This is a genomic window from Pararhizobium sp. LjRoot238 (assembly GCF_964252955.1).
Taxonomy (GTDB): Bacteria; Pseudomonadota; Alphaproteobacteria; order Rhizobiales; family Rhizobiaceae; genus Pararhizobium.
Genome location: NZ_CAXUPP020000004.1, coordinates 73,496 through 85,664 on the forward strand (window position 1 = coordinate 73,496; position 12,169 = coordinate 85,664).

The window sequence follows — 12,169 nt, forward strand, 5'->3', positions numbered from 1 at the left end:
CATGCGCGGTGACGCGACGGATCTGACCCAGGCGATCAAGAGCGGCCGCCTGACCGCATCGGACGCTATGCGGGCTTCGCTTGCCTTGGCGGAGGACCATAAAGCGCTCGGCACTATCGCCCATCTCGACGCAGCGATGGGCGTGGCGTCGGCGGAAGCCATGGATCGAGAACGGCGCTTGGAGCCGGGCCGCTTTGCTGCCCGGCCGTTTGCCGGCGTGCCGACGCTGGCGAAGGATCTGGGTGGACCTTTCGCCGGCTTGCCGGTGACGGCCGGTTCCCGTCTCTTCGAACGAGAGAGCAGCGAACCGGATTCGGCTTTCGCCGCTCGCTTCCGCGAAGCGGGCTTCTGCCTGTTCGGGGTGACGACGAGCCCGGAGTTCGGTCTTTCGCTGGCGAGCGAACCCGCTGCCGGACCAACTTGCAGCAATCCGCTCGATCCGGCGCGCACCCCCGGCGGCTCGTCCGGTGGCGCAGCGGCGGCGGTCGCAGCCGGCATCGTCGCAATCGCGCATGCCACGGATGCCGGTGGTTCGATCCGCGTGCCCGCGGCCTGCTGCGGCCTCGTTGGAATGAAGCCGACGCGAGGCGCAATCCCCGCCGGGCCAACCTTCGACAATCATCTCGGCGGTATTGCCAGTGAACTGGCCGTCTGCAGATCGGTAAGAGACACGGCGCTGGTTTTCGATGCTCTGAGGAGCAACGCCGGGGGACCGTTTCCGGACCCTTTTGCTGCAGACATCAAAAACGGCCATTTGCGTGTTGGCTTGTTGCTCGACACGGGAGCACAATACCCGATCGAGAATACCCGGCTGGAGGCTGTCGAAGCCGCCGCTCGCGCATTCGAGGCCGACGGACACGAGATCGTTCCGCTGAAATGGGCCAAATTCGCTGGACAAGTCGCGGCAAGCGGCCGCGCCTTCGGCGATATCATTTCCGTCAACCTTGCCGCCTTGATCGACACCTTGGCTCTCGACGGCCGGAGAGCCGAGCCTCTCACCCAAGCGTTCATAGCGCGCGGAAATGCCCTGTCCGCGACAGCGCTGTGGAATGCGCTGAACGGTGCGGTGCTGGTCAGCCGCGATTTCTGGAATCTTTTCGACAATGTCGATTGCATCCTCATGCCGATGCTGTCGACTGCGCCTCTTGCGATTGGCTCGTTTCCCTCCGATCATGCCGATACCGAGCTGCAGCTTGAGCGGATGGCTGCTTTTGCACCGCTTGCCTCTCTCGCCAATATTTCAGGATTTCCGGCCTTGACCCTGCCCTTTGGAACCGATGCGGACGGCCTGCCCTTGCCCGTGCAGATCATGGCGCCGATGGGCCACGAGCCGCTGCTGTTATCACTTGCCGCGCGTCTCGAGCGGGAAGAGCGCTGGCAACACCGTTTTCCAGTGGCGGGGCTTGCGGCATGACAGTTCCGGTTCTCGAAATAGATGGCGTCAGCAAGCGCTTCGGCAGCAACCTTGCAAATGACGATATCTCGATGACGCTTGCCAACGGCGAAGTTGTCGCCCTGCTCGGCGAAAACGGCGCGGGCAAGACCACGCTGATGAGCATCCTCTTTGGCCATTATATGCCGGACGCCGGCCGAATTCTGATCGATGGCGCCGAACTGCCGCAGGGCAATCCGCGGGCGGCAATCCGCGCCGGTGTTGGCATGGTGCATCAGCATTTCTCGCTTGCACCCAATCTGACCGTTCTCGAAAATGTCATGACAGGCACGGAAAAACTCTGGTCCTGGCGCTCCGGGACATCCGCGGCGCGGAAGAAGCTTCTGGCAATTTCGCAGCGCTTCGGCCTCAAGGTCGATGCGGATGCGCGTCTTGGAGACCTTTCGGTCGGTGAGCAGCAGCGCGTCGAGATCCTCAAGGCGCTCTATAACGACGCCCGCATCCTGATCCTTGACGAGCCAACGGCGGTGCTGACCAATATGGAGGCCGAAAAGCTATTCACGACGCTGAAGGAAATGGCCCGGCAGGGCCTTTCGCTGATCTTCATCTCCCACAAGCTCGATGAGGTCATGGCCGCCGCCGACCGCATCGTCGTGCTGCGCGGCGGCAAGATGGTCGCTGAACGCAAGGCGTCTAAGACCAGCAAGGCGGAACTGGCCGAACTGATGGTCGGCCGCCGTGTGACGCGGCCGGTGCGCGAGCCATCGACGCCCGGCGCGGTTGCGCTGGAGGCTGTCGATGTCACTGTGAAGGTCGACGGCGTCGAGCGGTTGAAGTCTGTCAGTTTCCGGCTGCGCGAAGGAGAAATCATCGGCATCATCGGCGTCTCAGGCAACGGTCAGGCGGCGCTGGCGCATCTTCTTTCCGGCACGCTTTCGCGCACATCCGGCGACCTCCTCCTTTTCGGAGAACCGATCGGCAATATCGGTGTCGCCGATGTCGTCGGCGCCGGCATTGGCCGCATTCCAGAGGACCGCAACGAGGAAGGCGTGATCGGTGAAATGGCAATCTGGGAAAACGCCGTGCTCGAGCGCATTTCCTCGCCTGCATTTTCGCGCTGTGGACTTGTGAACCGCAAGGCAGGCATGGCCTTTGCCAGGGAGATCATCGGCCAATTCGACGTCCGCGGCGGCAGCCCTGCAAGCCGCACGCGGTTGCTTTCGGGCGGCAACATGCAAAAGCTTATCCTCGGCCGCAATCTGCATCAGCGGCCGCGCATACTGATTGCCGCGCAGCCAGCGCGCGGCCTTGATGAAGGCGCCGTGGCAGCCGTGCATGCGCGTCTTCTGGAAGCCCGCCGGCAGGGTATGGCCGTACTTTTGATCTCGGAGGATCTGGACGAAGTGATCGCGCTTGCCGATCGCATCCAGGCTATCGCCGGCGGCCGGTTGTCGCCACCCGTCGAAGCGGAAGTGGCCGATGCACGCAGACTCGGCCTGATGATGGCCGGCGAATGGCATGAGGCCCGGAAGGCCGACCATGCGATTTGAGCGCCGCGAACATCGCCCGCTTTATCTGCTGATCGTCGCGCCGGTGCTCGCAGTCATTGCCGCCCTCGCCCTCTCCGGCATCCTGATCGCAATCGCCGGCGCGCCAGTGCTCGATGCCTATTGGCGCATCCTGACCGGTGCTTTCGGATCGCGCCTGTCCGCCACCGAAACGCTGACGCGTGCAACGCCGCTGATGCTGACAGGGCTCGCCGCCGCCGTCGCCTTCCGGGCAAGGCTCTGGAACATCGGCGCGGAAGGCCAGTTCTATCTCGGGGCCATCGCGGTTGCCGCAGCGAGTGCCAAAGTGTTGGGCGATCTGCCTGCACCGGTTCTTATTCCGTTGCTGCTTCTGGTCGGCGCCATCGCCGGCATGGTCCTGATCCTTATTCCACTCTGGCTCAGGCTGCGCTTCTCGGTCGATGAAGTCGTGACCAGCCTCTTGTTGAACTTCATAGCGCTGCTCTTCGTTTCGATGCTGATCGACGGTGTGCTCAAGGATCCGCTCGCTTTCGGCTGGCCGCAGTCGCAATCGGTCAGCGATCACGCCATGCTGCCGAAGCAGATTGCCCGCTCCCGCCTGCATATCGGCTTTGCGATCGCGATTGCGCTGGCGATCATCGTCCATCTCATCCAGTCGCGCACCGTGTTCGGCCTGCAATCGCGCGCCGCCGGGCTCAATCCCTCCGGCGCGGTTTTCGCGGGCGTTCCGCTTGGCAGAACGCTGGTGAAGGTCGCCTGCCTGTCGAGCGGGCTTGCCGGGCTTGCCGGTGCAATCGAGGTCATGGGCGTGAAGGGTTATGTCACGACCGATCTGTCACCCGGTTTCGGCTATGCCGGCATCGTCGTCGCTATGCTCGCCAATCTCAACCCGCTCGGCGTCGTCCTCGCAGCCATTTTCACGGCCACCATGTTCGTCGGCGCGGATGGCATGAGCCGTGGCCTCGGCATCCCCACTTATATTGCCGATGTCACGGTAGCACTGTCGTTGCTGGCAATGCTGATCGCGCTGTTCTTCACCCAGTACAGGATCCGCCGATGACCGTGCTGTTCGATATAATAGCATCCGTCGGGCTCTGGGGCGCCGTCCTGCGCATCGCGACACCCTTGATCTTCGGAACGCTCGGCGCACTGCTGTGCGAGCGCGCCGGTGTGCTCAATCTCGGCATCGAGGGTATCATGACCTTCGGCGCGATGATCGGCTGGCTCTCCGTCTATCACGGCGCCGATCTGTGGACCGGCCTGCTGATCGCCGCGATTGCCGGCGGGGTCTTCGGCCTGCTGCATTCAGGCCTGACGGTTACACTGGGCCTCTCCCAGCATGTGGCGGGCCTCGGCGTCACGCTATTCGCCTCAAGTTTCAGCTACTACGTCTTCCGTCTGATCGTGCCCACGGCAGGTACGCCGCCGACCATCGTGCCGTTCCAGCCGATCGCCATTCCCGGCCTGTCAACGCTGCCCTTCATCGGGCCGGCCTTTTTCACACAGACAGCACCGACCTATCTGGCGATCCTGATTGCGCTTATGATGGCCTACATCCTCTTTCGTACGCCGCTTGGTCTCGCGATCCGCATGACCGGCGAAAATCCGCATGCGGCCGAAGCGCAAGGGATCAATCCAATGAAGGTCCGCTACGGCGCGGTAATCGCCGGAAGCGCATTGATGGGGATGGGAGGAGCATTCCTCACTTTGTCGGCGTTCAACAGCTTCTTCCCGACGATGGTGCAGGGACGCGGCTGGATCTGCATCGCGCTTGTGGTGTTCTCATCATGGCGACCCGGACGGGCGCTGTTCGGCGCGCTGCTTTTCGCCTTCTTCGATGCGTTCCAGCTCAGGCTGCAAACCGTGGTGGAAGGCGTGCCCTACCAGATGTTCCTGATGACGCCCTATATCCTTTCCATCGTCGCGCTTGCCGTGATGGCCCGCCGCGCCCGCGTGCCGCAGGCGTTGATGCAGCCTTACCGACGCGGCGAGCGATAACCGCTTTTACTCAACGAGGTTTCCATGTTCGACCTGATCATCCGCAACGCAAATCTTCCCGACGGCCGCAAGGGCATCGACATCGGCATCACGGGCGGCAAGATCAGCGCGATCGATAGGACGATCGAGGCGCGGGCGGGAGAAGAAATCGACGCCACCGGACGGCTGGTGAGCCCGCCCTTCGTTGATCCACATTTCCACATGGATGCAACGCTGTCGCTCGGTCTGCCGCGCATGAACGTGTCCGGCACCCTGCTTGAAGGCATTGCGCTTTGGGGCGAGCTTCGCCCGATCGTGACAAGGCGAGAACTGGTCGATCGCGCGCTGCGCTACTGCGATCTGGCGGTGACGCAAGGACTGCTCTTCATCCGAAGCCATGTCGACACCAGCGATCCGAGGCTGGTGACCGTCGAAGCGATGATCGAGGTTCGCGAGAAGGTCGCGCCCTATATCGATCTGCAATTGGTCGCCTTCCCGCAAGATGGCTATTACCGCTCGCCGGGCGCGATCGACGCGCTTAACCGCGCACTCGACATGGGCGTCGATATCGTCGGTGGCATTCCCCATTTCGAGCGAACCATGGGCGAAGGCACGGCTTCAGTCGAGGCGCTCTGCCGCATCGCCGCCGACCGTGACCTGCCAGTGGACATGCATTGCGATGAGACCGATGACCCGCTTTCGCGCCATATCGAGACGCTTGCCGCGCAAACCATCCGCTTCGGCCTTGAGGGACGCGTAGCCGGCTCGCATCTGACCTCGATGCACTCGATGGACAATTACTATGTCTCCAAGCTCATTCCCCTGATGGCGGAAGCGCAGATCAATGTCATCCCCAATCCGCTGATCAACATCATGCTGCAGGGCCGGCACGACACCTATCCGAAGCGCCGCGGCATGACCCGCGTGCGCGAACTGATGGATGCCGGGCTCAACGTCTCCTTCGGGCATGATTGCGTCATGGATCCTTGGTATTCGATGGGATCGGGCGACATGCTGGAGGTCGGCCATATGGCCATCCATGTCGCGCAGATGGCCGGCATCGAGGACAAGAAGAAGATCTTCGATGCGCTGACGGTCAACTCGGCAAAGACCATGGGCCTGGAAGGCTATGGCCTGGAAACGGGCTGCAACGCAGACCTCGTCATCCTCCAGGCGCAGGATGCACTGGAAGCGCTACGGCTGAAACCGAACCGGCTGGCGGTGATCCGGCGCGGCAAGGTCATCGCCCGCTCGGCACCGCGCATCGGCGAACTTTTCCTCGACGGGCGCCCGGCAAGGATTGACGGCGGTCTGGACTACGCGCCGCGTTATTGAGATGCGGGCCGGCACAATTCAGACGCCGCGCTTGTTGCCCCAGAGCAGGACGTGCGGGATGTCGCCACGGTTATGGCCGCTTGGGATAGTTTCGGTCTAGCCAATGCAGGTAATGAACTTGAACACGGTGAAGACAGCGATTTTACCGTCGCCGATCTGAGACTCACGGGGCAACAGAGGCAAAACGCTTTCTTTTCTGCGATTGGCATCAATATTCCATCTCGCGCGTTCTACCGGCACTCGCCAGGATTACAAACATGCGCACAGATCAATGGCTCTCTCTACTGACGCTCGCCTTGCTGATGGCGGCATTCGTATGGGGCCGTTACCGTTACGACGTTGTCGCCGCCGGCGCACTTTTGGTATCAATCACACTCGGGATCGTCCCAACAAAGGAGGCTTTTTCCGGCTTCGCCGATGACATTGTCATCATTGTGGGAAGTGCGCTTGTCGTGAGTGCGGCAATTTCCCGGTCTGGTATTATGGACATCGCACTTAGACGTCTCTCCCCTGAGAAAGGAGGACCACGGACGCAGCTCATTATGCTCGTGATTATTGTCGCCGTGCTGTCTGCGTTCATCAAGAATATTGGCGCCCTGGCGATCATGATTCCGGTTGCCGTTCAGATGGCCCGCAAATCCCGCGTCTCTCCGTCGATGTTCCTGATGCCGATGTCCTTCGCATCTTTGCTCGGAGGTTTGATGACACAGATCGGTACATCGCCAAACATCATCGTCTCCCGCGTGCGCGAGGAAATCACCGGACAGCCGTTCACAATGTTTGATTACACACCCGTCGGCGCGGCGGTTACGGTCACTGGCATCATCTTTTTGGGTCTGTCCTACCGATTGTTGCCGGAGCGGGCGCGAGAAAAAACCTCGATGGACGAGGCCGTGACGATCAAGAATTATACCACAGAGGCAAAGGTGGCTGTTAACTCGCCTGCAGTTGGTCAATCGATCAGCTGGCTGCAGAAGCCAGCAGGCGGGGATGCCATGGTCACCACTATCATCGGTGACACCGGACTGAAACGCACCCCGCTTCCGGATACTGTTCTGAAGGCTGGCGATCTCCTTATCCTCGAAGGTGAACACGGTGCCCTTGATAAGATCGTCAGTGAAGGAAAACTGCAGCTGTCTGATCGCACCCACGAGAAAGACAGGCGTAAGGATATCAGCTCGGTGGAGGCCATCGTGGGCGAACACTCCCGACTGATCGGGTTGAGTGCAAAGGATCTTTCACTCTTCGAAAATACGGGTCTCAACCTCCTTGCTGTCAGCCGCCGTGACAGGCGCTTCACCGAGCGCCTTGGCGAAATCAAAATCCGGAACGGCGACGTCCTGGTGTTGCAAGGTTATCTTCAGCAGCTCCCGGATCTGTTGCGCGAATGGGGATGCCTGCCGCTGGTGGAGCGCGATCTGAAGCTGGGCAGCGCGCGCAACCGGCTTCTCCCCGTCCTCATTCTGGTGGCGGCGATGGGTGCCACTGCTTTTGGAGGCATTCCGGTTGCCATTGTCTTTTTTTCCGCCGCGTTCTCCATGGTGATATCCGGATCGATGCCAATACGTGATCTCTACAACCATATCGACGCGCCGATCCTCATCATGCTGGCGGCCCTTATCCCCATCAGCGATTCACTGAGGACCACTGGAACGACAGACGTCATCGCCGCCCTGCTGTCGCGCGCCGCCGAAATGCTGCCGCCCTATGGGGCGCTGACGCTTATCCTGATGGCGGCGATGGCCGTGACGCCCTTCCTTAACAATGCCGCGACGGTTCTGGTCATGGCGCCCATTGCAGCAACTTTCGCAGAAAAACTCGGCTTCCAGCCCGATGCTTTCTTGATGGCCGTCGCAATCGGCGCCGGCTGCGACTTCCTCACCCCCATCGGACACCAATGCAACACGCTGGTGATGGGGCCAGGCGGCTATCGATTTGGCGATTACGCCCGCCTCGGGCTGCCGCTTTCGATCATCGTGTTGATCGTCAGTGTTCCGATGCTATTGCTGGCCTGGCCGATATGATTTTGGGGCAAAAGTCTGGAAATTCAGGCTGCCTTTTGGCGGTTGGCGAGCGAAGGTCGCCTATATGGTTGCGGCCTTCAATTTCGCCTCACTGCCATCGCCTACAATATGAAACACAGTTTGAAGGTCATCGCTGTGCTCTGTCACGCTCACACGAGAACGTCACAGGCCACAGCTGACGACGTTGACGCTGACGGCTTTCTTTTACGTGGAGGGGGAAAAGACCAACAAAATCAACGAGAATGCTTCCCGCGGGCACGGTCGAGGTTACGCGCTCGGCGAAACTGGCTCGTGGAGCACCACGCGATTGCGACCGGCTTGTTTGGCAAGATAGAGTGCCGTGTCAGCGTGGTTCTGAAGCTGCTCTGGCGAGATGATATCGTTATCTGGAGCGTGAACCGCCACCCCAATGCTGAGGGTGACGTAGGGCGCCACGCGAGATGCATGGTTCGGAAGAGAGGCGGCTTCAACGCTCACTCGAATTCGTTCAGCCACAGCGATAGCCTCTCGCTCGTCCACCCCCGTCAGCAAGTCGAGGAACTCCTCACCGCCGTAGCGGGCCACAAGGTCGCGATTTCGCCCCACACAGCTCTCTATGATGCCGGCAACCTTCACAAGGCAGCGATCGCCCTCGGCATGGCCGAGACGATCATTTAGGTTCTTGAAGTCGTCAATATCGCACATCAGCATGACGGCACCCCCGCGGCGCTTTATACCCCCGCTGCAGAGATGATTGAGCGTTTCCATCATCCAGCGCCGGTTGGCGATCCCAGTTAAGGGATCAGTTCTCGCAAGCCGCTCAAGCTGAGCATTTGCGTCAGCAAGTTCTGCGACACGGCTCCGGTCTCGCTGCTCAAGAAGGAAGGTCTTCTGGGCGAGAATCGTCATGGTGCGCCGGGCAACGACGGTGGCGATGATGCCGCTGGCAAAAAATAGCGTCGCGGCTACGGCGCTCCCTTTTTCCAAGCCGGGGTTCTGCAGTTGAAAAGCCAGATAGAGACCAAGCGCAAAGGAGGCGACCGTCACTGTCCAAGCCAGTGGAATACCGAAAATGATAATGGCGGTAATGGCCACGAACAGCATGATATTCAAGTGCCTTTCGTAGAACTCCCCACCCGCGCTCACGCCCACTAGGCCGTGGTGACGATTTAACTATTTGAGCCAGATTGCGATGGCGGCGAGTTTGACGAAGCCCATGAAGTTTGCCAGCAATTTGTCGTATCGGGTTGCCACTCGTCGGAACTGTTTGAGTTTGCTGAAGAAGCGTTCGATACGGTTGCGTTCCTTGTAGAGGTCGGCGTTATAGGGATGCTGGATTTTGCGGTTTTGCTTTGGCGGGATGACGACTTCAGCACCCGCTTCGGCGATCTTGTCGCGTAAATGGTCTGCGTCATAGCCTTTGTCGGCGATTGCCGCATCCGTCTCGAAACCCTCGACCAACTGATGTGCAAGGGTGATGTCGTTGCGCTGTCCGGGACTGCCGATCAGGCGCACCGGAAGCCCCAGAGCCTCCGTCGCGGCATGGATCTTGGTGCTCAATCCGCCGCGAGACCGACCCAGGCCCTGGGCATCCGCCCCCCTTTTTCCTTGCGCGCTCCGGCGGCATGCTGGTGGGCTCGCACAATGGTGCTATCGATCATCAGCCATTCCAGGTCGGCTTCGCGGGCAAGGACGGCAAGCATGTCGTCGAGCACACCCATCTCGATCCAGCGATAATAGCGTCGCTTGACCGAGCGGTAATCGCCCAGCCGCTCAGGCAGGTCACGCCAGCGGCCACCAGAACGAGCCATCCATAGCAACGCATCCAGAAAAAGCCGGTTGTTGGTTCGCGGACCGCGTTTGCCCTTGGTCCCGCCGGGCACAATCGCCTTGATACGCTCCCACTGATCATCCCGAAGAGCATCGCAATCCATCACTGACCTCCAAAAGTCAGTGTTGAATCTGATTTGAAACCCTTTGGGAACCTTAAAACCTTAAATCGTCACCACGGCCTAGGGCGACCGACAAGAGGATGAGGAACATGCCTGCGAGAATAGAAATTCTTTGGAGCCAGAACGGGCGCGGTCTTCGCCAGACGAAGGCGGTGGCCAAAGCGGCGGGCGGGAGGATGCAGGCTGGCGGAAGCATCGACAGCGCGATCGCTTTTGGAAGCAGGACGGCGTTGACAACCAACGTCAATGCATCCAACACGGCCACCCACGTCATCCAGGCGCGAATGATCTTGGCAGTTCGCGGCCATGAGCACTCTTGAAATAGGCGGCGAAGCTCGCCTTTGATGCGGATATCTCGCGTGCGGCCCGCGAGAAGGCGCTCGACTTCAGCCATGATAGCGGGATTCTGTACCTGAAGCTGCGTCCGTGTGCACGGGTTCGCCCGACTCGCTGAAACTGCGCTCTCCTGAACATCCATCCTGGCCCAAGTAGCGGAGCATCTCTCGCAGGCAAGTAGGCGACCAAGCCCCATAAGCCAAATAACGGCCGCAGTTTCGGCAGCTCCACGGGCGTAAACTCGCCTTTTCGTGAACATTCTTGAATTCCGAGGGTTAATAGCAGACGTACGTCAAGAGGCACCTGCCATGGATTTCATGCAGATCGTTCAACCGCTTGAAATTTGGTTTAGGACATTCGTGCTGAGCGAATGGACGTTCTATCAGCTCGGGATTATCGCGGTCGGGTACATTTTCGCCTCCTTCATCGCATCCAGAACCGAGCCGGCGATGGAAACCAGAGCCAGGCGCATCAAGGGCAACCCAGATCTGTTGCGCGTCATCATCGCGTTCATGCGCCGCGTGAAATGGCTTTTTCTGATTCTTTGGCTGTGGCTTGCGAACGTCATTCTCACACAGGGTACCTGGCCCTCGCAGCGCTGGCTGGTCTCGACTGCGCTGACCCTGGCGGCCGCCTGGTTTGTAATTTCCGTGCTTACCAAGATCATCCGCAATCCAACCTTGTCGCGCATGGTCGCCATCGTAAGTTGGGGCTACCTCGCCCTATACGCCACCGGGCTTGACGGTCCTGTCCTGTCGACGCTGGATGGCGCCGCCGTCAATCTGGGCGCGACGCGTCTCTCGCTGCTGATCGTCCTAAAGGCGGTTGTGCTGACAACCGCCCTTATCTGGGTCGCAGTGCTCGTCGGCAATGTGCTTTCCCATTGGGTCCAACGTTCGGGCGATCTGTCGCCGTCGTTCAAAGTGCTGATCAGCAAGGTCATCAAGATCGTTCTGATCATGATCGCCGGCGCGATCGCATTGTCCGCAACGGGTATCGATCTCACGGCGTTAACGGTCTTTTCGGGTGCTGTCGGCGTCGGAATTGGCTTCGGACTGCAGAAGGTAGTGTCCAATTTCATTTCCGGGATCATCATCCTGCTCGACAAGTCGATCAAGCCCGGTGACACGATCACGCTCGGCGACACGTTCGGATTCATCCGCGATCTCCGTGCACGTTTCGTGTCGGTCATTACCCGCGACGGGAAGGAATACCTTATCCCCAATGAGGACTTCATCTCGCAGCAGGTGGTGAATTGGTCCTTTTCCAGCGACTACGTCCGTATCGATGTCGATTTCGGCACGTCGTACGATAGTGATCCGCATGAGGTGGTGCGGATTGCCATCGAAACTGCATCGGCCGTTCCCCGCGTCGCTAACGACTATAAGGACCCGGTCTGCTGGATGACAGCCTTTGGTGCCTCCTCGCTGGATTTCCGCCTCCGCTTCTGGATCTCCGATCCGGCAAACGGTCTGACCAATATTCGCGGCCAAGTTCTCATGGCATTATGGGATGCGTTCAAGCAGGCGGGCATAGCCATCCCCTTCCCCCATCGAGAAATCATCATGAAGACGCCTGTGGAGATTCAACGGTTACCGGGAGGACAGGCACCGTGAAGGGTTCGGACCGAAGGCTCCGCAATAG

8 protein-coding genes and 2 pseudogenes are annotated in these 12,169 nt (G+C 60.0%); 7 read left to right on the plus strand and 3 right to left on the minus strand.

Features of this window, described 5'->3' with window-relative positions; genetic code table 11:
• Position 1: 1 nt before the first annotated feature.
• The 6 genes from ACSQ3F_RS26645 (at position 2) to ACSQ3F_RS26670 (ending at position 8,258) form a co-directional block, all read left to right on the plus strand.
• The gene (locus ACSQ3F_RS26645; RefSeq protein ID WP_436103197.1) at positions 2 to 1,414 is read left to right on the plus strand and encodes an amidase; all 1,413 of its coding nucleotides are present in this window, start codon (positions 2 to 4) and stop codon (positions 1,412 to 1,414) included.
• Positions 1,411 to 2,943 (plus strand): ABC transporter ATP-binding protein, encoded by a 1,533-nt coding sequence (locus ACSQ3F_RS26650; RefSeq protein ID WP_436103198.1) that lies wholly within the window; start codon positions 1,411 to 1,413, stop codon positions 2,941 to 2,943. Before ACSQ3F_RS26645 ends, ACSQ3F_RS26650 begins: the two co-directional genes overlap by 4 nt.
• On the plus strand, positions 2,933 to 3,982 hold the full coding sequence (locus ACSQ3F_RS26655) for an ABC transporter permease (protein ID WP_436103199.1): 1,050 nt from the start codon (positions 2,933 to 2,935) through the stop codon (positions 3,980 to 3,982). The genes ACSQ3F_RS26650 and ACSQ3F_RS26655 overlap by 11 nt, the downstream gene beginning before the upstream one ends.
• Positions 3,979 to 4,920: an ABC transporter permease gene (locus tag ACSQ3F_RS26660; RefSeq protein ID WP_436103200.1), complete on the plus strand. Its 942-nt coding sequence runs from the start codon at positions 3,979 to 3,981 to the stop codon at positions 4,918 to 4,920. The genes ACSQ3F_RS26655 and ACSQ3F_RS26660 overlap by 4 nt, the downstream gene beginning before the upstream one ends.
• Positions 4,921 to 4,944: 24 nt before the next feature.
• Positions 4,945 to 6,234, plus strand: coding sequence for an amidohydrolase family protein (locus tag ACSQ3F_RS26665; RefSeq protein ID WP_436103201.1), 1,290 nt, complete (start codon positions 4,945 to 4,947; stop codon positions 6,232 to 6,234).
• 257 nt (positions 6,235 to 6,491) lie between these two features.
• Positions 6,492 to 8,258 carry an SLC13 family permease gene (locus ACSQ3F_RS26670; protein WP_436103202.1) on the plus strand — a complete coding sequence of 589 codons (1,767 nt, stop codon included), beginning with the start codon at positions 6,492 to 6,494 and terminating at the stop codon, positions 8,256 to 8,258.
• Between the two features lie 267 nt (positions 8,259 to 8,525).
• Here the strand turns inward: ACSQ3F_RS26670 and ACSQ3F_RS26675 are convergent.
• The 3 genes and pseudogenes from ACSQ3F_RS26675 to ACSQ3F_RS26685 all read right to left on the minus strand — a co-directional run.
• Positions 8,526 to 9,392: pseudogene (locus tag ACSQ3F_RS26675) on the minus strand (GGDEF domain-containing protein); the annotation flags it as partial.
• Positions 9,393 to 9,410: 18 nt separating this feature from the next.
• Positions 9,411 to 10,171, minus strand: a protein-coding gene (locus ACSQ3F_RS26680; RefSeq protein WP_436099515.1) for an IS5 family transposase whose coding sequence is annotated in 2 segments (ribosomal slippage) — positions 9,411 to 9,832 and positions 9,832 to 10,171 — 762 coding nt in all. Because the reading frame shifts where the segments join, the coding sequence is not laid out codon by codon here.
• Between the two features lie 79 nt (positions 10,172 to 10,250).
• Positions 10,251 to 10,667, minus strand: a pseudogene (locus ACSQ3F_RS26685) (GGDEF domain-containing protein); the annotation flags it as partial.
• 166 nt (positions 10,668 to 10,833) lie between these two features.
• Between ACSQ3F_RS26685 and ACSQ3F_RS26690 the strand changes: the two are divergent.
• Positions 10,834 to 12,141: a mechanosensitive ion channel family protein gene (locus ACSQ3F_RS26690; protein ID WP_436103365.1), complete on the plus strand. Its 1,308-nt coding sequence runs from the start codon at positions 10,834 to 10,836 to the stop codon at positions 12,139 to 12,141.
• Positions 12,142 to 12,169: the final 28 nt, after the last annotated feature.